This window comes from Nitrospinota bacterium (assembly GCA_016217735.1).
GTDB lineage: Bacteria > Nitrospinota_A > UBA7883 > JACRGQ01 > JACRGQ01 > JACRGQ01.
The window spans coordinates 1-22,324 of sequence record JACRGQ010000024.1 but is presented as its reverse complement, the minus strand read 5'-3'; the positions used below and the strand labels follow the sequence as shown (position 1 = coordinate 22,324).

General features: G+C 60.3%; 26 protein-coding genes. 7 read left to right on the top strand and 19 right to left on the bottom strand.

Annotated elements, in window-relative coordinates:
* Nucleotides 1–27 precede the first annotated feature (27 nt).
* Complete coding sequence (argC, locus tag HZA03_03890; GenBank protein MBI5637096.1) at nucleotides 28–1,047, top strand: N-acetyl-gamma-glutamyl-phosphate reductase; 1,020 nt, start codon at nucleotides 28–30, stop codon at nucleotides 1,045–1,047.
* 104 nt (nucleotides 1,048–1,151) lie between these two features.
* Nucleotides 1,152–1,517, top strand: coding sequence for a cupredoxin domain-containing protein (locus tag HZA03_03885; protein ID MBI5637095.1), 366 nt, complete (start codon nucleotides 1,152–1,154; stop codon nucleotides 1,515–1,517).
* Between the two features lie 36 nt (nucleotides 1,518–1,553).
* Here the strand turns inward: HZA03_03885 and HZA03_03880 are convergent, their stop codons facing one another.
* The 4 genes from HZA03_03880 to HZA03_03865 form a co-directional block, all read right to left on the bottom strand.
* A complete protein-coding gene (locus HZA03_03880) occupies nucleotides 1,554–2,000 on the bottom strand; it encodes a hypothetical protein (protein ID MBI5637094.1) in 447 nt (148 codons plus the stop codon).
* Nucleotides 2,001–2,021: 21 nt separating this feature from the next.
* Nucleotides 2,022–2,405 carry a c-type cytochrome gene (locus HZA03_03875; protein ID MBI5637093.1) on the bottom strand — a complete coding sequence of 128 codons (384 nt, stop codon included), beginning with the start codon at nucleotides 2,403–2,405 and terminating at the stop codon, nucleotides 2,022–2,024.
* A gap of 18 nt (nucleotides 2,406–2,423) precedes the next feature.
* On the bottom strand, nucleotides 2,424–2,600 hold the full coding sequence (locus HZA03_03870) for a hypothetical protein (GenBank protein MBI5637092.1): 177 nt from the start codon (nucleotides 2,598–2,600) through the stop codon (nucleotides 2,424–2,426).
* 103 nt (nucleotides 2,601–2,703) lie between these two features.
* On the bottom strand, nucleotides 2,704–3,147 hold the full coding sequence (locus HZA03_03865) for a small multi-drug export protein (GenBank protein MBI5637091.1): 444 nt from the start codon (nucleotides 3,145–3,147) through the stop codon (nucleotides 2,704–2,706).
* A gap of 67 nt (nucleotides 3,148–3,214) precedes the next feature.
* Here HZA03_03865 and HZA03_03860 point away from each other — a divergent pair, with 67 nt between their 5' ends.
* The 3 genes from HZA03_03860 to fsa are packed head-to-tail and all read left to right on the top strand — an operon-like array spanning nucleotide 3,215 to nucleotide 5,935.
* A complete protein-coding gene (locus HZA03_03860) occupies nucleotides 3,215–4,288 on the top strand; it encodes a glycosyltransferase family 9 protein (GenBank protein MBI5637090.1) in 1,074 nt (357 codons plus the stop codon).
* Complete coding sequence (locus HZA03_03855; GenBank protein MBI5637089.1) at nucleotides 4,281–5,291, top strand: glycosyltransferase; 1,011 nt, start codon at nucleotides 4,281–4,283, stop codon at nucleotides 5,289–5,291. The genes HZA03_03860 and HZA03_03855 overlap by 8 nt, the downstream gene beginning before the upstream one ends.
* Nucleotides 5,288–5,935, top strand: coding sequence for a fructose-6-phosphate aldolase (gene fsa, locus HZA03_03850; GenBank protein ID MBI5637088.1), 648 nt, complete (start codon nucleotides 5,288–5,290; stop codon nucleotides 5,933–5,935). The genes HZA03_03855 and fsa overlap by 4 nt, the downstream gene beginning before the upstream one ends.
* Nucleotides 5,936–5,996: 61 nt before the next feature.
* Here fsa and HZA03_03845 read toward each other — a convergent pair whose 3' ends face one another.
* From HZA03_03845 to fliO, 13 genes are all read right to left on the bottom strand, one after another.
* On the bottom strand, nucleotides 5,997–6,581 hold the full coding sequence (locus HZA03_03845; protein MBI5637087.1) for a phosphatase PAP2 family protein: 585 nt from the start codon (nucleotides 6,579–6,581) through the stop codon (nucleotides 5,997–5,999).
* Nucleotides 6,581–7,738 carry an LPS export ABC transporter permease LptF gene (gene lptF, locus HZA03_03840; protein MBI5637086.1) on the bottom strand — a complete coding sequence of 386 codons (1,158 nt, stop codon included), beginning with the start codon at nucleotides 7,736–7,738 and terminating at the stop codon, nucleotides 6,581–6,583. Before lptF ends, HZA03_03845 begins: the two co-directional genes overlap by 1 nt.
* Nucleotides 7,739–7,975: 237 nt before the next feature.
* Nucleotides 7,976–8,602, bottom strand: a complete 627-nt coding sequence (locus tag HZA03_03835; GenBank protein MBI5637085.1) for an NAAT family transporter — start codon at nucleotides 8,600–8,602, stop codon at nucleotides 7,976–7,978.
* Entirely contained in the window at nucleotides 8,599–10,374 is a 1,776-nt protein-coding gene (locus HZA03_03830; GenBank protein MBI5637084.1) for a glycosyltransferase family 39 protein, read from the bottom strand. The genes HZA03_03835 and HZA03_03830 overlap by 4 nt, the downstream gene beginning before the upstream one ends.
* A gap of 48 nt (nucleotides 10,375–10,422) precedes the next feature.
* Nucleotides 10,423–10,674: a hypothetical protein gene (locus HZA03_03825; GenBank protein MBI5637083.1), complete on the bottom strand. Its 252-nt coding sequence runs from the start codon at nucleotides 10,672–10,674 to the stop codon at nucleotides 10,423–10,425.
* Complete coding sequence (locus HZA03_03820) at nucleotides 10,671–11,531, bottom strand: MinD/ParA family protein (GenBank protein ID MBI5637082.1); 861 nt, start codon at nucleotides 11,529–11,531, stop codon at nucleotides 10,671–10,673. Before HZA03_03820 ends, HZA03_03825 begins: the two co-directional genes overlap by 4 nt.
* A 34-nt stretch (nucleotides 11,532–11,565) precedes the next feature.
* A complete protein-coding gene (flhF, locus tag HZA03_03815) occupies nucleotides 11,566–12,813 on the bottom strand; it encodes a flagellar biosynthesis protein FlhF (GenBank protein ID MBI5637081.1) in 1,248 nt (415 codons plus the stop codon).
* On the bottom strand, nucleotides 12,813–14,894 hold the full coding sequence (flhA, locus tag HZA03_03810; protein ID MBI5637080.1) for a flagellar biosynthesis protein FlhA: 2,082 nt from the start codon (nucleotides 14,892–14,894) through the stop codon (nucleotides 12,813–12,815). Before flhA ends, flhF begins: the two co-directional genes overlap by 1 nt.
* A gap of 92 nt (nucleotides 14,895–14,986) precedes the next feature.
* Entirely contained in the window at nucleotides 14,987–16,057 is a 1,071-nt protein-coding gene (gene flhB / locus HZA03_03805; protein MBI5637079.1) for a flagellar biosynthesis protein FlhB, read from the bottom strand.
* A gap of 20 nt (nucleotides 16,058–16,077) precedes the next feature.
* The gene (gene fliR, locus HZA03_03800) at nucleotides 16,078–16,857 is read right to left on the bottom strand and encodes a flagellar type III secretion system protein FliR (GenBank protein MBI5637078.1); all 780 of its coding nucleotides are present in this window, start codon (nucleotides 16,855–16,857) and stop codon (nucleotides 16,078–16,080) included.
* The gene (gene fliQ / locus HZA03_03795) at nucleotides 16,854–17,123 is read right to left on the bottom strand and encodes a flagellar biosynthesis protein FliQ (GenBank protein ID MBI5637077.1); all 270 of its coding nucleotides are present in this window, start codon (nucleotides 17,121–17,123) and stop codon (nucleotides 16,854–16,856) included. The genes fliR and fliQ overlap by 4 nt, the downstream gene beginning before the upstream one ends.
* 12 nt (nucleotides 17,124–17,135) lie before the next feature.
* Nucleotides 17,136–17,885: a flagellar type III secretion system pore protein FliP gene (gene fliP, locus HZA03_03790; protein ID MBI5637076.1), complete on the bottom strand. Its 750-nt coding sequence runs from the start codon at nucleotides 17,883–17,885 to the stop codon at nucleotides 17,136–17,138.
* 11 nt (nucleotides 17,886–17,896) lie between these two features.
* Nucleotides 17,897–19,159: a flagellar biosynthetic protein FliO gene (gene fliO, locus HZA03_03785; protein MBI5637075.1), complete on the bottom strand. Its 1,263-nt coding sequence runs from the start codon at nucleotides 19,157–19,159 to the stop codon at nucleotides 17,897–17,899.
* Between the two features lie 162 nt (nucleotides 19,160–19,321).
* Between fliO and HZA03_03780 the strand changes: the two genes are divergently transcribed.
* Nucleotides 19,322–19,756 carry a GNAT family N-acetyltransferase gene (locus HZA03_03780; protein ID MBI5637074.1) on the top strand — a complete coding sequence of 145 codons (435 nt, stop codon included), beginning with the start codon at nucleotides 19,322–19,324 and terminating at the stop codon, nucleotides 19,754–19,756.
* 113 nt (nucleotides 19,757–19,869) lie between these two features.
* Here the strand turns inward: HZA03_03780 and HZA03_03775 are convergent, their stop codons facing one another.
* Nucleotides 19,870–20,970 carry a histidinol-phosphate transaminase gene (locus tag HZA03_03775; protein MBI5637073.1) on the bottom strand — a complete coding sequence of 367 codons (1,101 nt, stop codon included), beginning with the start codon at nucleotides 20,968–20,970 and terminating at the stop codon, nucleotides 19,870–19,872.
* Entirely contained in the window at nucleotides 20,967–22,037 is a 1,071-nt protein-coding gene (gene pheA, locus HZA03_03770; GenBank protein MBI5637072.1) for a prephenate dehydratase, read from the bottom strand. The genes HZA03_03775 and pheA overlap by 4 nt, the downstream gene beginning before the upstream one ends.
* A 79-nt stretch (nucleotides 22,038–22,116) precedes the next feature.
* Between pheA and HZA03_03765 the strand changes: the two genes are divergently transcribed.
* On the top strand, nucleotides 22,117–22,324 hold a 208-nt coding region (locus HZA03_03765), incomplete at its 3' end, for a hypothetical protein (GenBank protein MBI5637071.1).

Genomic DNA, 22,324 nt, shown 5'->3' with positions numbered 1-22,324 from the left:
GCCCCGGTGCAAATTAAAGTATCCACTATGGTAAAAACGGTCGCGGTGGTTGGCGCCTCCGGCTACACCGGCATTGAGGCGCTGAAAATACTTGCGCGGCACCCCGGCGTGAAACTTCTTGCCGCCTCCGCGCAGACGTATGCGGGAAAACCGCTGGCCTCCCTCATGGGGGCAGGCGCGCCGGAGATGAACTTTTGCCCCCCGGATGCGCCGGAGATTGCGCAAGCCGAGGTTGTTTTTTCCTGCCTCCCCCACGGCGCCGGCGCGGAAAACATCGTGCAGTGGCGGCAACAGGGGAGGGTGGTGTTCGATCTCTCCGCCGACTTCCGCTTGAAAGACCCGGCGCTCTACGATAAATGGTACGGTCACACGCACGCGGCGCCCGATTTGCTCAAGACCGCCGTCTACGGCCTCCCCGAAGCGCGGCGCGACGCCATTAAAAACGCCAACCTGATCGCCTGTCCCGGCTGTTATCCCACCGCAACCCTGCTGGGCCTGTTGCCCGTGGCGCGGGCCGGGTGGGTGAAACCGGCCGTATTCGTGAGCGCCGTTTCCGGCGCCAGCGGCGCGGGGCGCAAGAGCGACGCCGCATACGCTTTTTGCGAGGTGAACGAAAACCTCTACGCCTACGCCGCGCCAAAACACCGGCACACGCCGGAGATGGAGCAGGAGCTGTCGCTTGCCGCGGGCAAGGAAATCCATGTTTCCTTCGTGCCGCACCTCGGCCCGTTCAACCGGGGCATCCACGCCACCATTTTCGCCGAGCCGGCCATCCCGCTTTCCGCCGCCGAGCTGGTGAAATATTACGAGGATTTTTATTTCGCCGCGCCGTTTGTGAAGGTGACCGCGGAAAACCCGCAGTTGAAGGACGTGCGGGGAACCAACCACTGCCATATCAGGCCGCTGCTGGACGAACGGACCGGCAAGCTGATCGTCCTCAGCGCCATCGACAATCTCATCAAGGGGGCGGCGGGACAGGCGGTGCAGTGTTTCAACATCCGGTTCGGTTTCGCCGAAACCGACGGCCTCCTCATGCCCCCCGTATAAGCCTTTTTTCCGGACTCGGCGGCGCAAATCGGAAAGCCGGGGTAAAATAAACATATGTTCCTGTTGGATAAAACTCTTATTTTTTATCAAGGAGGCGCCATACAATGAAAACCCCCGCCCCGTTCGGTCTTTTGCTCTTTGTTGTTCTTTTGGTTTCCCCGCTGTTTGGCGGCAGGGCCTTCGGCGCCGAAGTGACTATCGGCGGATTCGGCTTTGAGCCGAAGAACATTGAAATTTCAGCCGGCGAGACGGTCAAGTGGACGAACAAGGCAACCCTTGCCCATACAGTCACCAGCGGCGACAATTGCCAAAAAGACGGCCAGTTCGATTCTCCGTTTCTTTTCCCGGAAAAAACAAAGCCGGAAAAATCGGTTTTTGAGCGTACGTTCGATACCCCCGGCGTATACAAGTATTACTGCAAGACCCACTGCCAAGGGGAAAAGATGACCGGCACGGTCACGGTTAAATAGCAACACGCGCCTTTTCGGCGGGGCGGCAAGCCCCTTTTATTTCCTGACGGGCGGGGAGCCGCCGCCCGTCCCCTTTAATTCATGGAGGGAGGCGGCAATCAATTCGTAGGCTTTCCTGAGCAGGTCGGTACCTTCCCCGTATTTTCTTTCGGCCGCCAAAAGGTTGGCTTCGTTTATCATCTCTTCCGCCCGCTCCGACACTTCGTTGGGTTCCGTTTTCCCGCTTTTTTCATACAGCATTCTCTGTCTGCCCAGCAGGTCGGCCAGTAAGCCGCTTATCCGGTTGAGGTGGGTGTAGTTCGGCTCCCTTGTGAATTCATCCTTGAGGTCGTTTTCGTCAATCGGCATTTCTTCGGCGGCAAATGCCAGTCCACAATGGCCGCTTCCGCCGGGCGCAAGACGGGAAACATCGCCGGCAACAACCGTAAGGAAAAGCGCGGCCATCGCGGTGAAGGCCGCTTTGTTCCAGTTCATGCCGCTCATGTCATTTTCCTCCGGCCCGCGCTACTTGGTATATTTGCAGTTACAGAGTTTGCGCAGGTATTTCACCATCGAGCGGATGTCCTCTTTTTGCAGTATCGTGTTATGCGGCGGCATGCCCGAATCCAGGCCAACCGCGTCTCCCCCTTCGCTGATGGCCTTGAACAATTGCTCGTCGGTGCGCTTGCCCATCTTTGAGGCGTCCGTGTGGTCGCGCGGCGGAACGGCCAGCGCCTCGGCCAGTTGCCCTTTACCATCGCCGTTCGGTCCGTGGCATGAAGTGCAATAGAGCCTGTAGTTGTTTTCCGCGTTGCCCATCTCGTCGCTTTCCGCAAACGCGGGGCCGGCCCCAAATCCAAACGCAAACAACGTCAGCGCGCCCAGCAGGCTCCAAAATCCCTTTTTCATGTCTTCCGTTCTCCCCTTTTATTTTTTCCGGTAAACGTTCAGGCCGATTTTCTCATTCCGGTCCGGGATGGAGATGTTCCCTTCGGTCGATGCGATGATTATGGTCTTGCCCGACGACGAGGGGCCGAACTCCTTGGTCAAATCCACCTTTATGGTAAGAATGGTGCCTGCGACGGTCATTTCGACGTTCTTCATTTTTTTCCTTTTCGCTTGGGCCAATTATCGATGCGGCGTGAGCCATTATTCTAACGCATCTAATTGTACCGTGAAAATATCCCGCAAGCGGAATTTACCAAATCTACCGCGGCCAGCCGTATGCCGCCGCGCCCCCAAGAATCGCCGCCACGCATCCCGCCGCGTAGAGCGCCAATCCCGCCGCGATGTACAGCATCGTCTTCCCTTTCGGGATGCCGAGCACCCACGCGGCAACACTCATGGCATACACCCCCGCCAGTGGCGCCAGCAACGCAATCCCCGCAAATCCGTATTTCCGGGCCAGTCCCACCACCTTTTCCCGCCGGAAAAAACCGGTGAACCGGGCTATAAGCGGGTGTTCGCCGGCAATATCCATCATCTTCAGCAACACCGGCACCGGCAGGAAATTGAACACGAGCGACACCAACACCACGTTCCACAGCGGCAGCCCCAGCGCCCACCCGGCCGGAATTGAGATCAGCTCCTCGCCGACGGGGCTGGCGGCAAGGAGCGCCACCACCGCATAATCCAGGTTTACCGCCAACATTTTTAACTCCATCGCCGCGTGTTAGTATACAATTATCCGCAATAAAGAACCGGAGAATGGGCCAAGGATGGACATACAAAAGAACCGCGTAAAGAAGATTCTGGTGCTGCGCTACCGCTCCATCGGGGATATCATTTTGAGTTCTCCGGCGCTGGAAGCGCTGCGGCTCACCTTTCCGTCGGCGCGGATCGATATGGTGATCGACGATGTTTTTGAAGACATCTGCCACGGTCATCCGAATATCGACTACCTCATTCTGCACAAGCGGGACACCTCCGGCATGACGCGTTTCCAAAAAATGATGCTGGGACTGAAATTCATCGCCAAAATCCGGAAGCAGAAGTACGACCTGGTGATCGATCTGCACGGCGGGCCGCGCAGCGCCCCATTGGCATGGCTTTCGGGGGCGCGCTACCGCGTGGGATACCGCCTGCGGTTGCGCAGCAAGCTGTTCTACAATATTCCCATTCTTCACGGAACCGTGGGCGCCCACACCGTTGACGTGATGTTGAACGCCATTCGGGCGATCGGCGGCATCATGCCGGAGGAAAAAAAGCTCTATCTCGGCCATCGTCCGGAAGACAAGGAATTCGTCACCGGATTTTTACGCAAGTTCGGCGTATCGGAAAAAGACCGTCTGGTTATGGTGCATCCCGGCGCACGGGTCGACATCAAGCGGCTCCCGGCCGAAAAAATGGGCCAACTGGCGCGCTGGATGGCCGACGATCTGGGGGTAAAAGTGGTCTACGCCGGCAACAACGCCGACATCGCCGAGATAGCCGGCATCGTTTCATACAGCGGCAAGCGGGGCCTTATCGCCACCAACCTCAAGCTGGGACACCTCGCGGCGCTTATCGCCTCGTGCGACCTGTTCATCGGCAACGACTCGGGGCCGATGCACATGGCCGCCGCGCTTGGCGTGCCGGTCATTGCCTTCTTTGGTCCCAGCGACCCCGCCCTGTGGGGTCCCTTGGCCGCCCAGGCCAAAGTGATACGCAACGCGCCGCTGATGGAGTGCCAGCCGTGCGACCAGAAAAACTGTCCGCACACCGGCGTCCATTGCATGACCAAAATCAAGCTGGCGGAAGCGAAGCGGGCGATCATCAACGTACTCACACACCGCTCAGCCCAGCGTGTCTGATTCCCGCCTTTCAGCCAGTCACGCCCGTTGCGGCGTTTCCATCGCCACGCGCTCCTACAACGGCCGTGAGCTGTTGGAGGAATGCCTGCCGTCGCTTCTGGAGGCCGCCGCCTTTCACGGCCACCCGGATAACGAGGTCTGCGTGTCGGACGACGGCTCCGACGACGGCACGGCGGAGATGATGCGCGTCAAGTTTCCGCAGGTGCGGTTTTTCCGGCTTGAGCAACGCGGCGGCAGCCCGATAGCCAGCAACACCGTCATCGCCCAATGCAAAAACGAGATCATCATTTTCATGGATAACGACGTGAAGGTGGAGCGGGATTTTATCGCGCCCGCCCTGCCGCACTTCGACGATCCCGCGGTTTTCGCCGTGGCCATGCGCGCCCGCCGCTTCGATAAAACCACGTTCCAAAGCGGCGGACAGGTGGGGCGTTTTTCACGCGGGTTTATCCGCGCATGGGAAAACTACGATGTGCCGGAACAGCAACGCGCGGCGGCGGGAAACCTTTATTCCCTGTACGGCATCACCGCCCACGTCGCGCTCCGCAAATCGATGTTCACGCAACTGGGGGGGTTCGATCCGCTCTACTCCCCCTATATCTGGGAGGATACCGATCTGGGCTACCGCGCCTGGAAACGGGGATGGAAAACGGTCTACGAACCGCGCTGCCTCGTCTATCACAAGGTGCATGGCACCGCCGCAAAGCTTCCCCCCAGCTCGCGGATGCTGTACATCAGCGAGCGCAACCGGCTGATTTTTCACTGGAAGCTGCTCGCCGACGGAGACCTGCTTTTCCGGCACTTCTTTTTCCTTTTTTGGCGCACACTTTTCGCGCTGTTTACCTTCAAAAAAAAATTCCTGTTTGCGCTGGCGGAGGCGTTACAATCGGTGCCAGCCATTCGCGCCTACCGGAAGGCCGACAAACAGCACTGGGTTTTGCGTGACCGCGACATCCTGGCGAAGCCGCTGGAAACTTTGGAAAAACTTGAGGGAAACAAATGAAGATATTTATCGATACGGCAGACATTAACGAGATCCGCGAGGCGAATCGCATCGGGATTCTGGACGGCGTCACCACCAACCCGTCGCTCATCGCCAAAACCGGCAAGGATTTCAACAGCGTGGCGAAGGAGATTCTCGCCGAAGTCAAGGGACCGGTGAGCCTGGAGGTGATCGCGCTCGACACGGACGGCATGTTGAAAGAAGCCCGCGTGCTGGCCAAGCTGGGCGAGAACGTCGTGGTGAAGCTGCCGATGACCGTCGACGGCCTCAAGGCCTGCAAGGCGCTCACGGACGAGGGAATAAAAACAAACGTCACCCTCATTTTTTCTTCCAGCCAGGCGTTGCTGGCCGCCAAGGCCGGCGCCACCTACGTCTCGCCGTTTGTCGGCCGCTTGGACGACATCTCCGAAGACGGCATGGGATTGGTGGAGCAGATCGTCCAGATATACGGCAACTACGGCTATCAGTCGGAGGTGATCGTCGCCTCGATCCGCAACCCGATGCACTTCGTCAAGGCCTGCCTCATGGGGGCGGATGTTTCCACCATCCCCTTCGGCGTCATCCAGCAGCTTTCCAAGCACCCGCTCACCGACGTGGGCATCGAGCGCTTCCTGAAAGACTGGGAAAAGGTTCCGAAAAAATAGTTTTCGCCTCAATGGCAATGGCGGACACCATCCCGGCGCGTATCATGACGCGGCGGGATGGTTACTCCCAGAGGAAGAAGGCCGATTTCCGCCGCGGGGGGGCTATCCACCCCTTCGCCATGAACCCATAGTACGTTCCGGCGGAAACCGCCGCGCCGATAGCCGCCCCCGCCAACACGTCAAGCGGGAAGTGCGCTCCCAGATAGACGCGGGAGATGCCCGCCAGCGCCGCCCACGAAAACCACCATGCGCGGTGGCGGCGGAACAGCAACGCCATGAGCGTCGCCACGCTGAACGCGGTCTGCGCATGGCCCGAAGGGAATGTGCGGTGGCTTAGCCGCTCGTACGGCGCATGCACCGCGGCGTCCCGCGGCGGGGTTTTTCCGGCAAAGTAGGCGAGCGGCCGGTCCGCAACCATATTTTGCTTTATCGCGTGAACCGCGCCGCCCGCCAGCAGCAGCGCGGCGGCCAGCAACGCCACGGCCCGCCGCTCCAGCCCGCCGTACCACCACAAGGCGCACAAGGCCACGATGACCGCCGGAGCGGAGTAGGCGGTAAAGGTGAAGAGGAGCATGACCGGGTCAAGAACCGGCGCGTGGGCGCCGTTGATAAGCCAAAAAAACCGTTCGTTAAATGCCGTGAACATCAGCCGCCATTCTTCCTGAACAGGCGCGCCGCGCGCGCGCGGGCTTCATCAAACCACAACTGCAACGCCAGCGGACCCGTTTCGCGCCCGGCGCGGAAGAGAAAAACGGCGGCCAGCAATCCCATCGCGAGGTTCGGCATCCACATGGCGAACCCCGGCGACAGTTTCCCCTCGCGTCCCAGGCTCTCGCCAAACATCAGCAGCACATAATTGAGCACGATGAGCACAATGCCCAGGCCGATCCCCCCCCTGCCGCCGCCGCGATGCACCTGCAGGCCGAGGGGGGCGGCCAGCAGCGCGAGGACGATACAGGCGAACGGCAGGGCCAGCCGCTTATGCATTTCCACCGCGATGGAATAACGCGCCCGCGAATTTTGCGCGTGCGCGGTTTCGTGCAGAAGCTCGGTGAACGAAAGCTCCCGTTCCCCCTTCGTAAAGGCCCGCCGTTTATCGCCGGTATTCATCATCATTTCGTACTCGCCGTACCGCACCGTGCGCCATGTGTTTGCGTCACCGCTGTACATGGCGCCGTCGCTGAGACGGAATACGATACCGTCGGAAGGCGTGCGCGCCAGCATTCCCTCCCGCGCCGCGATAAGGCGGGGGTGTTCCTTGTCGGAGCCGTCGAAAATGAACACCCCTTTCAGGATATTGCTTTCCTGTTTTTTTTCGCCGACGTAAATCACGGTATCGGGGAACCGGTCGAAAAACTTGCGCTCGCCCAGCGCGGCGGTGAAGCGGCGGCTGACGTAATCGGCGATTTGGGAGTTGAAAAGATAGTTTCCCCGGTGCAGCATCTCAAGCGAAAGCCACAGCGATACCAGGGCCGCCCCCGCGGCCAGCAGCGCCACCGGGGCGAGGATGCGGTAAAAGCCGACGCCGCAGGCGCGCATGGCGATGATTTCGCTGTCACCCGACATCCGGGAGAAGGTGATCAACGTGGCCAGCAGCACCGCCAGCGGGATGGTGACCACCAGGAAGGCGGGAGAGGTGTAGAGCACCAGCCTTGCCAATTCACCGCCGCTGATGGCGCTCCCCACCGTCATATTGGCGATAAAATTGATTTTTTCCAGCACCAAAATCGCCATCAGGACGAAAAGGCAGAGCACGAACAGCTTGAAAATTTCGGTGAATATGTACCGGTCCAGCAATTTCATCCGCCGGTCTCCGCCGCGTTAGTGATCATGCGGGGCATTGTAACCCGGAATTTATGCCCGCGCCGGGCGAAAGATGCCCCGCATGGAAGCTATTGATACCTGCATGGTCAATGTCCGCGCTAAACGAATTGTCATTCCCGCGAAGGCGGGAATCCAGGTTCTGGATGCCCGTCTGCACGGGCATGACATTTTTTGTGGGATTTCCTGATAGGACATTATTTATACAGGCATCAATAACTACCGGGGAAAAAGTCCCTTGATCCCGGCGGCGATGATCTCCACGGCATAGGAGGTGAGGACCAGCCCCAGCAGCCGGGTAAAGATGTTCATGCCGGTTCGGCCCAGCAACGTGGCGATCCGCTCCGCCCCCGTGAACAGCAGCAGCGTGATGACGGCAATGCCGGTGATGATGGCCACCAGAATGCCGGCCTCCGCCCACCCCTGCGCCGCGTGGCGGGCGATGATGACCGCCGTAATCGCCCCCGGGCCGGCCAGCAGCGGCACCGCCAACGGCACCACCGCCACGTTCTGGCTTTCTTCCGCTTCGCGCTCTTCCGCCGCGGTGCTTTTGAGGAGGGGGGCGTAGGCGCCCATCATGGCGATGGCGGTCAGGAGGATGAGTATTCCCCCGCCGGCCATGAAGGCGTAAATGCTGATGCCGAATAACCAGAGCAGCCGTTCGCCGAAAAAAAACGCCAGAATCAAGGTCAGCGCCATCGCGGCCGGAGCCATATAGGCGGTGCGGCTCTTCTCGCGGGGGGAGAGGTTGCGGGTGAACATGACGAAAAAGAACACCGCCCCCACCGGGTCGATGACGGCGAAGAGTTCGACAAACAGCTTAACGGCGCCGGTCCACTCCATCATTTGTTACCACTCCTTGTGCCGCCATTATCCCCCATTTCACCCGGATTTTCCGCCTCCAACTTCGCGGCGAGTTCAAGCAGCGGTTTGTTATCCGGGTGCTCCTGAAGGCCGATCCGCGCGATCCGCAGCGCCGCCGCCGGCTTGCCGGCAAGGGACCACGCGGTCGCCATGCGGACAAGTATGGCGGGATCCCGGCCCGAAAGCGCGTAGGCGCGGACATATGCTCCCGCCCACCCCTCTTTTTTCTGGGAGTAAAGAAGGTCGCCGTATACGCTCCACGCTTTGCGTGAAGAAGGGTTCCGTTTTAAAAGACCGTCGACCATGGCGCCCGCCGCCGCGTATTCCTTGCGGCTGATTTTTATCTGGGCGATGCCGAGCAGGCACACATCCTTTTTATCCTTCGAATATGCCTTTTCCAGCATCGGCAACGGATCGCCCGCCTTTCCTTCCAGATACATCTCGGTCAGCCGTTCAAACGCCTCGGTTTTTTCCGGCTTCACCGCCGCCGCATATTTCAAAAGTTTTTCAGTTGTTTTCCAATGGCCGTTTTTCCAAGCCTCCACCGCAAGGTTCATCAGCGCCACATAGGAATCGGGCTTTACCATCAGGGTTTTGCTCCAGAGCGGCGTATCGCTTCGCCAGTCCGGGTTGCGCCGCACGACGAGGACGGAAAAAACGGCCATGACCGCCAGCAAAGCCGCCAGCAGCGCGGCCTTTTTTTTGCGGTCGGCCTCCAGCGCCGCATACGCCGCGGCAACCGAAAAGGAGAGGATGGCGGAAGGGAGATACAGGTACCGTTCCGCCATCAGATTGCCCGTTGGAATAAAGTTGAGGTTGGGGGAAATCACCGCGAAAAACCAGAACACCGTGAATGTGACCCACGGCCGCCCGCGCCGTTGCAGCCACGCGGCGGCCAGCAACGCCGCCACCGCGATGGCGGCGGCATACAGGTGCGGCGGATACGGAAAGACCGCCTGCTTCACCTCATAGGTGGGTATCAGCGGCCACGGCCACAGCAGCAGTTTAAAATAGGCGAATGTCACCCCCGACATCGTGAGGAAATTTCCGAACATGTCGGGGTTAAGCGTATGCCCCCCTTCGCGGGCGACCGCGCCCAGCACCGATGTCCGTACGGCCAGATACACCGCCAATACCGCGAAATAGGGAATCCAGCGCGCCGGTTTTTTATCGCCGTCGCCGAACGTCATATCGTATAGCACGACGGTCAGCGGCAGCACCGCCGCGTTTTCCCCGAACAGGAGGCCCGCCGCGAACAGCAACACCGACACGGTCAGCGCGAACGGGGGGCGCCGCTTGCGGTGAAGCACATAGAGCGCGAAGGCCGCAAGCCACAAAAGATCGGCGGGGATGTCGTAGGTGGAGGTGATAAACGCCACCTTTTCGGTGTGGACGGGGTGAACGGCGAACAGCAATGCCCCCCAAAACGCCCCTCCCCGGTTTTCAAACAGCAGCAGCAACAGCCCGTACAGGATTGCCACGGTCAGCGCGTTCATCGTTTTGCCGACTATGTGGTAGTTCAGCGGATCAAGCCCGCCGAAGCGGTACGTCAGCGCGTACAGGGCGGTGCGGAGCGGCCGGTAGAGGTCCGCGCTCCCTTCGGAAAAAAAGCGGGGGAGGTTGACGCTCCGTATTTCCTTTGCGTTAACGATGAAAATATCGTCGTCCCACGCGAATTCGTTGCGGAAGGCGTTGGCGTACAGCGCGAAGGAGATGGCGATAAGCGCCAGAACCGGCGCGGCATGGCGTTTCATATTTGTTACGCGCATTATAGCCGCCGCGTACCGGGAAAAAAAGGAAGGTTACCGCCCGGCTTTGGCCTTGAACTTTTCTTCGATATGCTCCATTCCCGGCGGGGCTTTGGGCCGCGGAATCGGTTCGGCGAAAATCAGGTAGGCGGGGAACCAGGCGAACAGCGTGCCGATAGCGCCGGCGATGATGCCGCGGAACAGCGCGGTGGGGAGTTCGGCCCCTTTCAGCATGGCCACGCAGGCCGCCACGCCGAACAGCAGCAGCCCGGCCGCGACGGGGATTTTCTTTGCCAGCGAGGTCATGCGCCCTCGGCTCCCAGCACGTTTGCCCAGTTGATATCGCCCCCCGTGGCGGCGGTTTTCATCAGGGTGTCAACGATGCTGGCGACATTCCGGGTTACCTCGGAGTTCGGGAAGAGATCGGAAAAGAGCCGCTGTTTGCGCACGGCGTTCGGCACGGCCATATCCATGGCGAGGTGTCCGAGGAATTCTATCTTGACGCCAAGCTGGAACTTGTCCGCCACCATCACCAGCCGCTTATAGATGTTGGCCGCCTCGATGCGGTCCTTGGCGCTGTTGACGACGAGGCGGAAGCTCTTCACTTTGTAGTCGCGCGAGAGCACTTTCATGATCGCGTACGCGTCGGAGAACGAGGTCGGCTCCGGCGTGGCGACCACCAGTATCTCCTGCGCGGCCGAGCAGAAGAACATGACGTTGGCCGAAATGCCCGCGCCGATGTCGAACAGGATGTAGTCGAAATCGTTCTGGATCACTTCCATCTCGGTCTTGAGCACCAGCCGTTCTTCGGCGGTAAGCTCGCTGTACTTTTTGTTGCCGGTGGAGGCGGGAAGTATCTTGACGCCGCCGGGGCCTTCGATGAGGATGTCGCGCATCCGTTTGGCGCCGGTGAGCACATGCGCCACGTTGAAGCGGGGGGCGAGGCCCAGCAGGATGTGGATGTTGCCCAGCCCCATGTCGGCGTCGAAAATAAGCACGCGGTTGCCGCGCTTGGCGAGTTGCAGCGCCATGTTGGCGACGAGGTTGGTCTTGCCGACGCCCCCTTTGCCGCTGGCGACGGCGATCCCCTTGATCTGCTGCTTCAGGGTTCCCGTTTCGCGCATACCCGGCCTCATCCTTCTGAGCGTTTCAGCCTGATCCATACCGTCCTCTCCAATAGTAAGCCAATTGAGCGTTTTATGCTTCTTTTTTAAACAGGCGCGCGCCCAGCCGCCGGCCGGAAGCCGCCTCGATATCCTCCGGCACCCGTTGACCGGTGGTGCAATAGACCACCGGGAGGCCGGTTTTATAGTTCTGCGCCACAACCACGCCGGGTTTGGCGCTTTCGTCCAGTTTGGTGAAAATGAGGCCGGCGAGGTTCACGCAGCCGAAGTTGCGCACCGCCTCGTCCAGAGCGGCGGCGTCCGATCCCGCGGAAAGCACCAGATAGTTCTCGATGGCGGCGTCTCCCACAAAACCGGCCAGTTCGTTCAGCTTTTTGGCGTCGCGCTGGCTGCGGCCGGCGGTATCGATCAAAATCACGTCGCGGTTCGCCAGCGCGGTCAGCGCCCGCGGCAAATCCCGCGGGGTCAACACCACTTCCAGCGGCAGCCCCAATATCTGCGCGTAGGTGCGCAGCTGCTCCACCGCGGCGATGCGGTAGGTGTCAATGGTGATAAGGCCGACCTTTTTTCCCTGCATGGCGAGCTGCGCGGCGATCTTCGCCAGCGTGGTGGTTTTCCCCACTCCCGTCGGCCCGATCAGCGCTATCACGCGCGGCCCTTCCGCGGCGGTGGCGGCGGTCAGCGGTTCGCCCACGATCATCGTTTCCTGTATCCGGGCGATGACGAGGCCGACGATGGTTTTCAGGTCCAGTTCGCGTCCGCCCGGCACGCTTTCTTTCACTTCGGCGATCAGCTTGAGGGCGTATTCGTGCTCGACTCCGCGCTCCACCAAACGGCGGTAGCAGACGAGGTAGTTCGGTTCAAGGTTAAGCCCTTTGTAGAACTTCGTGTTTTCCAGCATGAACGACATCATCGATTTGAGCGATCCGATGTCGTCCGAAAGCCCGGCGGCGCGGTCAAGCTCGGTACGGCCCACGGCCCCGGTGCCGGAGGCGGCGCCGATCAATTCGCGCAGTTCGCGGATTTCATCGCGCAGCGGGCTGAGCGCGGCGGCGAACGTTTCATGCGCGCCGGCGGCGCGGGTTTCCGGCTTGGCGGCGGCCGGCTGCTTCCGCGGCGCGCGGCGGCGCTGTTGGTCCCGCCGCACCTCCTCGTCGGCCGCGGCGGTCACTTCGATAAGCGGGCGGGCCAGGATGCCGTAGCCGCCGTTGCCGTTCTTGACCTTCCGGCTGCTCAGGATGACGGCGTTCGGCCCCAGATCGGCCTTGATGCGCACGATGGCTTCCGCCATGTCGATGGCCTGATACGTTTTTATCTGCATTAGATGTTCACCACGCCAAGGGTTTCTATTTCAGCGGTGGGGATCACCTCGTTATGGCTCAGCACCACCAGATTGGCCACAAACCGCTCCGTCAGCCGCCGCAGGTGCATCCGCACCGCGGGCGACACCATGACGATCGGCTGGTAGTTCAGCATCGAGAATTTTTCCATTTCCTTCTTGAGGGTGTCGATCAGCCGCTGGGCCGCCGACGGCTCCATCGCCAGATAGCTGCCGTGCTGCGTCTGCTTGATCGATTCGCCGATCATATCCTCCAGCTTGCGCGAGAGGGTCAGCACCGGGAGCTTTCCGTCGGCGCTCAGGTATTGGTTGGTGATCGGGCGGGCCAGCGCCTGGCGCGCATACTCCGTCAGCACGTCGGTATCCTTGGTCACATGGCCCCAATCGGCCAGGGTCTCCAGAATGGTGCCGAGGTCGCGGATGGAGACGTTTTCCCGCAGCAGGCCCTGCAGCACTTTCTGCACCTGGCCCAGCGTGAGGATGTTCGGCACCAGTTCTTCCACCACTTTCGGGGCGGTGGTCTTGTAGTTGTCCAGCAGGGCGTTGATTTCCTGGCGGCCCAGCAGTTCCTGCGCGTGGCCGCGGATCACTTCTTTCACGTGCGTGGTGAGCACCGTCGCCACGTCCACCACCGTGTAGCCGGCCGATTTGGCGCGGTCGCGGTTGGCTTCCGAAATCCAGAGCGCCGGCAGGCCGAAGGTCGGCTCCACGGTGCGGATGCCCGGCACCGGCTCGACGCCCGTGCCCGGATCCATGGCGAGGTAGTGGTTCATGTAGATTTCGCCGCTGGCCACCTTCACCCCCTTGATGAGGACGGAGTATTCGTTCGGCTTGAGCTGCAGGTTGTCGCGGATGTGCAGCGGCGGCACGATAAAGCCGTATTCGAGGGCGAACTGGCGGCGGATGCTCTTGATCCGGTCGAGCAGTTCGCCGTTCTGCGCGGCGTCGACGAGCGGGATCAGCTCGTAGCCGATTTCCAGTTCCATCGTGTCCAGCGGCAGGAGCGCCTCCACTTTTTCCTGCACCGGGGCCTGCGCCGCCTTCTCGGCTTCGATCTTGCCCAGCGCCTCCATTTCGGTTTTTGCCTGGAACGTGAGGTAGGAGATGGTGCCGGTGATGGCCGACAACACCAGAAACGCCAAGTGCGGCAGGCCGGGAACAAGGGCGAAAAAGCCGAGCGCCCCCGAAGCGACCGCGAAAGCGCGCGGGTGCAGCAGCAGCTGCTTGGCCACGTCGGTGCCCATGTCGGATTCGCTGGCGGCGCGGGTGACGATGAGGCCGGCGGCGGTGGAGATCACCAGCGCCGGTATCTGGCTCACCAGGCCGTCGCCGATGGTGAGCAGGGTGTAGACGGTCAGCGCGTCGGACAGGCTCATCCCCTGCTGGAGGATGCCGATGGCGAAGCCCCCGAGGATGTTGATGCCGGTGATGATAAGCCCCGCTATCGCGTCGCCGCGCACGAAGCGGATGGCGCCGTCCATCGAGCCGTAGAAGTCGGCTTCGCGTTCGAGCGTGCGGCGGCGTTGGCGCGCCTGCACCTCGGTGATGAGGCCGGCGTTGAGATCGGCGTCGATGGACATCTGCTTGCCGGGGATGGCGTCCAACGTGAAGCGGGCCGCCACTTCCGAGGTGCGGACGGCGCCCTTGGTGATAACCACGAAATTGATGATGATCAGGATGAGAAAGATGACGGTGCCGACGACATAGTTGCCGCCGACCACGAAATTGCCGAATGCTTCCACCACCTTGCCGGCCGCCGAGGTTCCCTCGTTGCCGTGGAGCAGGATGAGCCGGGTGGTCGCCACGTTCAGGGCAAGCCGGAACAGCGTGACCACCAGCAGTATCGACGGGAAGGAGGAAAGCTCCAGCGCCGACTTGATGTAGATGGAAATTATCAGGATGATCACCGCCGTGGTGATGGAGAGGGAGAGGAAGAGGTCCAGCATGAACGCGGGGAGCGGCATGACCATGAGGGCCACCACGCCCAAAAGGCCGACGGCCATGCCCACATCGCTGAACTTGGCGAATTTGGGCATCGCATTCGTTTCGGTCGCAACCGCCATATTTTCCCTCACTCCGCTGTCAAAAAGCCGACGGGGCCAAAACCCCGTCAAAATTTTGCTTCATCGGCCTTTCTTCGTCTAACGTGCTGTTTTTACTTATGCTTTCCTTTTAGTTTGTACACATAAGCAAGGATTTCCGCGATTGTCCGGTAGAGCTCTTCGGGTATTGCCTTGCCTATATCCATACTCTTAAACAATAGCCGTGCCAAAGGCTTGTCTTCCACGATGGGAATGTTATGTTGGCGCGCGATCTCTTTTATTTTTTCCGCGATATGTCCCGCCCCTTTTGCCACCACCGCCGGCGCGGCCATTTTTCCGCGGTCATACGCCAGCGCGATGGCGAGGTGGGTGGGGTTTGTGATGATCACCTCCGCCTTGGGCACCTCCTGCATCATCCGCCTGCGGGCCATGGCGTACTGGGCGGTGCGTATCCGCTGTTTCGTTATCGGGTCGCCTTCCGTGTTCTTCCGCTCGTCCTTGACCTCCTGCTTGGTCATCTTGATGCTTTGTTCGTAGGTGTATTTCTGAAAACCGTAGTCGGCGGCCGCAAGGGCCAGCATCAGGAGCAGCACGTAGAACATCAGCTTCACCGACACATGGGAGACGAAGAGGATGATCTGCTCGACGCTTTGGTCCGAAAGCAGCGGGATCGTTTCTATTTCATTCCGGAGCACGAGGTAGCAGATGTAGCCGACGATGGCGATTTTGCCCAGCGATTTCAGCAGCTCGGCCACGGCGGAAGGGCTGAAGAAGCGGCCGAAGCCGTTCAGGGGGTTGAGCTTGTCCAGCTTGGGCATCAGCGGTTCGAGGGTGAAGATCAGCCCGCCGTTTTGCAGAATGGCCGCCGCCACGCCGGCCGCCGCCACGCCGGCCATCAGCGGCCACAAAATGACCGCCAGTTCCTTCATGTAGTAGAGCATCAGCGGCCGCATGGAGATAACGTCGAGCTGGTAGGAGGCGCTGATGGTAAAGCTGTGGCGCATCATGTCGGCGATGTGTTCGCGCATGTAGCCGCCCGTTGCGTTGAGAACGGCCAGCGCCACCAGCAGCACGGCCGTGGAGCCGATCTCCTTGCTCTGGGCGGTGCGCCCTTTCTCGAGGGTTTCTTCGCGTTTTTTATCCGATGCGTCTTCTGTACGCTGCTCCTGATCGTCTTCGGCCATACTCCCCGCCCCCTATTCCATCAGGCCATGAGCTTCATCAGCCCGATGACGTTTTCAAAGAGGTGGAAGACCGAGCCGCGGAACACATAGTAAAAGACCGGCAGCCCCGCGCCGATCATGAACAGCCCCAGCGCGATCTGCACCGGAAAGCCGACGATAAAGACGTTCATCTGCGGCACGGTGCGGGCGATAAGCCCCAGCGCCACGTTCAGCAGCAGCATGGTGGCCATGACCGGCGCCGCCAGCTTGATGGCCAGCACGAACACGTCGGCGGTGAGGGTGGTCACCAGGTCAACCAGCCCCGCGTGCGGCGTGAAGCCGAGCACCGGGATGAGATCGAAGCTTTTGGCCGCGGCGGTGATAAGCCAATGGTGGCCGTTGATGGCCAAAAACACCAGCAGCGCCACGATGTTCCAGAACTGCGAGGTTATGGAGACCTGCGAATTGGTGGTGGGGTCGAGCACGTTCACGATGCCGAATCCGATCTGGAAGCCGATGAGCTGCCCCGCGAACTGCACCGCGGTGAAGATGAGCTGGGAAGCGAAGCCGATGGTGAGGCCGATGGCGAGTTCCCCCGCCAGCATCAGCGTGAAACGGCCCATCGGCATCCCCATGTCCACCGGCGGCAGTTTGGCCACGCTGAAAACGATATAGGCGGTGATGGCGACCAGCCCTATCCGCGCCTGGGTTGGAACAGTGGTGGCGCCCAGCACCGGCATGGTGAGCAGCAATCCGCCCATCCGGACGAACACCAGCGTAAAGCCGATGAACGCGCCGTAGTCGAAATTGAACAGGTTCATTTTACGTATTGCGGGATGTTGATGAAGATGTCCGCGGTGAAGGAAATGAGCACTTGCATCATCCAGGGGAAGAACACCACGATGGCCACCATCACCCCGAGTATCTTCGGGATGAAGGAGAGCGTCATTTCCTGGATGGAGGTCACCGCCTGGAAGATGGAGACCGCCACGCCGACCACCAGCCCGATGCCGAGCATCGGCGCGCTCACCAGGATGGTCACTTCCAGCGCCCGTTTTGCCACGTCCACGATATATTCGGGTGTCATCGCTTTCTCCTTTTATCCGAAACTCTTTACCAGCGACCCGACGATGAGGTACCAGCCGTCCACCAGCACAAACAGCATCAGCTTGAACGGCAGGGAGATCATCACCGGCGGCAGCATCATCATGCCCATGCTCATCAGCACCGAGGCGATCACCATGTCCACCACCAGGAAGGGGATGTAGATCATGAACCCTATCTGGAAGGCGGTGCGCAGCTCGCTGATGATGAACGACGGAATCACCACATAGGTGGGGATGTCATCGATGGTCCTGGGTTTTTTTTCCTTGGCCAGGCTGATGAAAAGCCCCAGATCCTTCTCGCGCGTCTGGCGCAGCATGAAGGTGCGCAGCGGCTTCATCGCGCGCGTCAGGGCCTCTTCCTGCGAGATTTTGTTTTCAGAATACGGCTGGAAGGCCGTTTCGTTTATCTGCTTGAAGGCCGGCGCCATGATGAAGAAGGTAAGGAAGAGCGCCAGCCCGATCATCATCTGGTTCGGCGGCACCTGCTGGGTGCCCATCGCCTGCCGCAGGAACGACAGCACGATCACGATGCGCGCGAACGCGGTCATCATTATCAGCAGCGCCGGGGCCAGCGAAAGGATCGTGAGGATAAGGAGTATCTTGATGCCGGTGGATACCTCGCCGGGCTGGCCCGCCTCCTGCATCCCGATGCTGATCGTCGGCAGGCCGGCCGCTTCGGCCGCCGCCGGCGCGCCGCACAGCAGCAACGCGGCCAGCGCCGCGCACGCCAATAGCGTTTTCATGTTCATCGCCGTCAGCCCGCCTGTCCCTGAAGCGTCCGCAGCTTGCTGGCGATGGAGCGCGCCACGTCCGAGACCATTTCGTCCTTCCGGGTCTGGATGCCGTTTCCTTCCGCCGCTTCCGCGGCGGCGGTGGTTCTCACGGTCTCCTCGTAGCTGGCGATCTGCCGGGCAAACGCCGGGTTCACCGGCTTTTGCGCGTTGCGGCGGCGTTCCAGCCACGCCATGAACGGGAACTTCTTAAACACCCCCATCGGCTTGTCCGGCAGCCGGTGGGCGAATTTTATCTCTTCGATCTTTTCCGGTTCGCTGTAGCGGGCCAGGAGGTTGATGTTGCTGTTGGTGACGCCCAGCACCAGCACTTCCCCCCCCACTTCGATGATGGTGACGTTCTTCTTCACGCCGATGAAGTGGCTGCTCAGCACCTTGAGCTGCTTTTTGCCGCCAAAACCACCCTCCATCGCCCCGAGGTATTTTTTCGCCCCGTAGGAGATGACGAGGATCAGCGCCAGCACCACCGCCAGCGCGCTTCCGATCTTCACAAACGCTTCCCCCAGCGATGGCGCTTGCGGCAGGGCCGCCTTGTCCGGGCCCGGCAGCATACCGGCCATTTTCACGCCCCCGTCGTTCTTTCCCTTGCCCGGTTCGCTTTCCGCCTTGAGCTGATCCAGCGTCGTTTGCAAACGGGCGATCAGTGCGGCGTCTTCGGCGGCCATCGGCGCGGCGTTTTCGGCGGCGGATTCTTCGTGGGCGGATGCCGCGGCGGCTGACGCCACATCGGCTTCGGGAGCTTTGACATCAGTGGCGGGGGCGAGTTCGTTCATCGCCGGATTTTTTGACGCTTCGGCGGGGGCAACCGTCAAGGTTTCCGGCACCGGCGCCGCCTTGGGGCCGACCACAAACACAAGCTTTTCGGCGTTTGTTTCAAGGGAAAAGTTCTTTTTCAGGGCCGCCACCGACTCCTGCGGGAAAATTCGTATCCGCAAAAGGGAGGGGCTGATCTGGTATAGATCGATCTCCTTTATGCCGGCGTGATCGACCGAAAACTGGCGTTGGGCCGGCTTCACAAAGCCCCCCGGCACATCGATCTGGATGGACTTTTCGTAATACTTAACAATGGGTTTGGGGTTGGCATCGAATGCCAGCGCCACACGGAACTGATCCCCGGCGGTGAAGGAGGCGATATCCTTGAATGCGTTGGGGGCGGCGGCCGCTTCCGGGATGGCTCCCGCCAACAGCCCCGCCAGTAACGTCAGAAATACAGCTATCTTTTTCAAAACAAACTCCTCCTCAAAGACCGTCAGAATTACTCTCTGGGGGAGGTAAAGAGCAAGAGCGGTGCCAGAACAGTTTTGCCCGTTTTCGCGGCGGGTTTCGTATTTTTGATCCCGGACTTTATAATCATCCGTAACCCGATGTTAAATGGGAGACGCCCTTTTATGCTGACAGCGATTAAAGACGGCTACGAGATAGACGATTCTTTCCACCGCCTCGATTTTGACCGGCTGGAACAGTGGCTCGCCAGCACCTACTGGAGCCCCGGCATCAGGAAGGATGAGATCGTAAAAGGAACCCGCCACTCCGCCATCGCCGTCGGCTGTTACCTGAAAGGGCGGCAGGTGGGATTTCTCCGCGTAGCCAGCGATAAGACCCGTTTTGGTTTTTTTATGGATGTCTATGTGGATGAAGCGCACCGCGGAAAAGGGATCGCCCAGGCGATGATGCGGTTTGTTTTTGACCATCCCGACTTCGCCGCCGTTTACATCTGGATGCTCGGCACCAAGGATGCCCACGGTGTTTATGAAAAACTGGGGTTTGCGCCGGTGCCGGAACCGCAAAACTGGATGTGGATCAAAAAGCCCCGGCCCGCTTAACGGCCGCTGTCATTCTGAAAGAGCGCCTGCGACTGAAGAATCCCTTTCCGGAAAGAGATCCTTCGCTCCCTCAGGATGACAACACTTGTATCTACCGACTCTAAATGGTGGCGTTAACGCGACAGCACCTTCTCCAGCGCTTTCAAAAAGCGGCGGTTGTTCCGCTCCGTGTCGATGGTGACGCGGATATGGTCGGGCAGCGCGTACACATCCATCGGGCGGACGACCACCCCCTCGCGCAGCAGCTTTTGGAATACCTCGCGGCCGTCGCCGGTTTTCACCAAAATGAAATTCGCCTGCGACGGCAGACAGGTGATTTTGCGCTTGCCCAGTTCCTTGTATAAAAACTTCAGCCCGGCTAAATTCAGCTTGCGGCTTTTGGTCACATGCGCCGTGTCGTCCAGCGCGGCCAGCGCCGCCGCCTGCGCGATGAGATTGGTGTTGAACGGCTGGCGCAGCCGGTTGAGGTACTGTATCAACTCCGCGTCGCCCACCCCGTAGCCGATGCGCGCCCCCGCAAGGCCGTAGACCTTGCTGAACGTCCGCAGGATGACGATGTTCGGATGCTTCTTCCGCAGTTCCATCGTCTGCGGATAGTCTTTCGCCGCGGCGTATTCGTAATACGCCTCGTCCATCACCACCGGGATGTGCCGCACTTTTTCCAAAAAGGCGCACAGCTCTTTTTCGGTGTTGTAGGTGCCGGTCGGGTTGTTCGGGTTGGCGATGAAAACCAGCTTCGTCTTGCCGTTCACCAGCCGCGCCATCGCGCCCAAATCGTGCCCGTATTGCGCGGTGGCCGGGGCCTCCAGCGTTTCGCCCCCCGCCCCCTGCGTGATGAGCTTGTAGACCACGAAGGCGTGTTTGGAAACAACGGCGTTATCGCCCGGCTGTACAAAGCAGCGGATCAGCAGTTCGATCAGTTCGTTGCTGCCGTTGCCGAATATCAGTTCGTCGCTATATACCTTTAGCGCGTCCACCATCCGCTTGCGGAGGTAGAAGGCGTCCCCTTCCGGGTAGTAGTGGATTTTTTTGATGGCGGCGGCGATGGCCTTCTTCGCCTTCGGGCTGGGGCCGAGCGGATTTTCGTTGCTGGCCATCTTCACGCAGTTGCGTATGCCCAGTTCGCGCTCCACCTCTTCCAGCGGCTTCCCCGGCTCGTAGGGAAGCAGCGATTGGATGTACGGGGGAACGAGATTTTGGAAACGCGGACTCATCCGTTCCCTTTCGGATAGCTTCCCAGTATTTTCAGGAAGTCGCCCATCCTCGCCACCTGTTTCAGCGTTTTCTCCACGGCGGCGTCTTCGCGGTGGCCGTCGAGGTCGATGAAGAAGAGGTAGCCCCACGCGCCGGCTTTCAGCGGGCGCGAGGCGATCTGCGTGAGGTTGATCTTCGCTTTGTTGAAAAGGGCCAGCAGGCGGAACAGCTCGCCCGGCCGGTTTTTGATCGCAACGGCGATGGAGGTTTTGTCCTTCCCCGTCCGCTTGGGGGCCGTGCGGCTGATAACCACGAAGCGGGTTTTGCCGCTTGCGCCGTCTTCTATGTTTTTGTCCAGCACGTTCAGCTTGTAGATTCGCGCGGCGGCCAGCGAACCGATGGCGGCGGCGTTCTTTTCATGCGCCGCTTTGGCGGCGGCAGCGGCGGTGCTGGAGGTTTCGAGAATTTCAACCCCCGGCAATGCCCGCTGGATGTAGCCGCGGCACTGTCCCAGCGGCTGCACATGGCTGTAAAGCCGCTTGATGGCTTTTATATCTTTTGCTTTGGTCAAAAGGTTTTGGTGCGCGGCGATGGTCTTTTCCCCGAAGATGGTGAGCGACGAATCCTTCAGCAGGTCGAGGTTGGCGTTCACCGGCCCCTCCACCGAGCTTTCGATGGGCAGCACGCCGAAGTCGCATTCTTCCCCCTCCACCGCCTTTACGATCGGCGCGAAACCGGGGAGCGGCATGAACTCGTTTGATGTGCCGAACAGCGCGATGGCCGCCTCGTGCGAGAACGTGCCAAGCGGGCCGAGGAAGGCGACGCAGAGCGGCTTTTCCACCGCGCGGGCGGCGGAAAAAATCTCGCGGTAGACCGCTTCCAGCGATTTTTTTGGTATCACGCGGGCCAGCGATGTGAGGCGCTCCACCACCTCGGCTTCGCGTTTGGGGTCGTATACCGGCGCGCCGGTGGCGGCCTTTATCCTGCCGATCTCGACGGCGCATTGCGTGCGGCTGTCGAGCAGCTTTATGATCCGGCTGTCGATGCGGTCAATCCGCTTGCGCCAGTCGCCGATGTTGTCTTTCACGTTTTCGCCGCCCCCCCTTTTACACGCCGTATTATCGTATAGTGCGGCTGTTGCCGCAAGTGTGGTAGGCTTTTGGGCGATGTTAAACAAAAAAACCGCTTCAGCGCCGCTTTTCGGCGTTGCGTTTATCTCCGCGCTCCTGCTTGCCGCTCCCCAAAGCCATGCGCGAATGCAGACCTTTGAGAAGGAATACACCTACACCGCCAGCGAACTGGACAGCAAAAGCAGTTGCCGCGCCATCGCCCTCGAACAGGTGAAGCGGCTCCTTATACAGGAGCTTGGCGTGT

Coding starts and splice junctions, on each gene's coding strand:
- HZA03_03780 (MBI5637074.1), top strand. CDS start 19,322: ATGCTGACAGCGATTAAAGACGGCTACGAGATAGACGATTCTTTCCAC.
- HZA03_03845 (MBI5637087.1), bottom strand. CDS start 6,581: ATGTTCACGGCATTTAACGAACGGTTTTTTTGGCTTATCAACGGCGCC.
- flhB (MBI5637079.1), bottom strand. CDS start 16,057: ATGGCCGAAGACGATCAGGAGCAGCGTACAGAAGACGCATCGGATAAA.
- fliP (MBI5637076.1), bottom strand. CDS start 17,885: ATGAAAACGCTATTGGCGTGCGCGGCGCTGGCCGCGTTGCTGCTGTGC.
- HZA03_03820 (MBI5637082.1), bottom strand. CDS start 11,531: ATGGATCAGGCTGAAACGCTCAGAAGGATGAGGCCGGGTATGCGCGAA.
- lptF (MBI5637086.1), bottom strand. CDS start 7,738: ATGAAATTGCTGGACCGGTACATATTCACCGAAATTTTCAAGCTGTTC.
- fliQ (MBI5637077.1), bottom strand. CDS start 17,123: ATGACACCCGAATATATCGTGGACGTGGCAAAACGGGCGCTGGAAGTG.
- flhF (MBI5637081.1), bottom strand. CDS start 12,813: ATGCAGATAAAAACGTATCAGGCCATCGACATGGCGGAAGCCATCGTG.
- HZA03_03775 (MBI5637073.1), bottom strand. CDS start 20,970: ATGAGTCCGCGTTTCCAAAATCTCGTTCCCCCGTACATCCAATCGCTG.
- HZA03_03870 (MBI5637092.1), bottom strand. CDS start 2,600: ATGAAGAACGTCGAAATGACCGTCGCAGGCACCATTCTTACCATAAAG.
- HZA03_03885 (MBI5637095.1), top strand. CDS start 1,152: ATGAAAACCCCCGCCCCGTTCGGTCTTTTGCTCTTTGTTGTTCTTTTG.
- HZA03_03825 (MBI5637083.1), bottom strand. CDS start 10,674: ATGACCTCGCTGGCAAAGAAAATCCCCGTCGCGGCCGGGCTGCTGCTG.
- flhA (MBI5637080.1), bottom strand. CDS start 14,894: ATGGCGGTTGCGACCGAAACGAATGCGATGCCCAAATTCGCCAAGTTC.
- HZA03_03880 (MBI5637094.1), bottom strand. CDS start 2,000: ATGAGCGGCATGAACTGGAACAAAGCGGCCTTCACCGCGATGGCCGCG.
- argC (MBI5637096.1), top strand. CDS start 28: ATGGTAAAAACGGTCGCGGTGGTTGGCGCCTCCGGCTACACCGGCATT.
- fsa (MBI5637088.1), top strand. CDS start 5,288: ATGAAGATATTTATCGATACGGCAGACATTAACGAGATCCGCGAGGCG.
- HZA03_03835 (MBI5637085.1), bottom strand. CDS start 8,602: ATGATGGAGTGGACCGGCGCCGTTAAGCTGTTTGTCGAACTCTTCGCC.
- HZA03_03830 (MBI5637084.1), bottom strand. CDS start 10,374: ATGAAACGCCATGCCGCGCCGGTTCTGGCGCTTATCGCCATCTCCTTC.
- fliR (MBI5637078.1), bottom strand. CDS start 16,857: ATGAACCTGTTCAATTTCGACTACGGCGCGTTCATCGGCTTTACGCTG.
- HZA03_03860 (MBI5637090.1), top strand. CDS start 3,215: ATGGACATACAAAAGAACCGCGTAAAGAAGATTCTGGTGCTGCGCTAC.
- HZA03_03865 (MBI5637091.1), bottom strand. CDS start 3,147: ATGTTGGCGGTAAACCTGGATTATGCGGTGGTGGCGCTCCTTGCCGCC.
- HZA03_03875 (MBI5637093.1), bottom strand. CDS start 2,405: ATGAAAAAGGGATTTTGGAGCCTGCTGGGCGCGCTGACGTTGTTTGCG.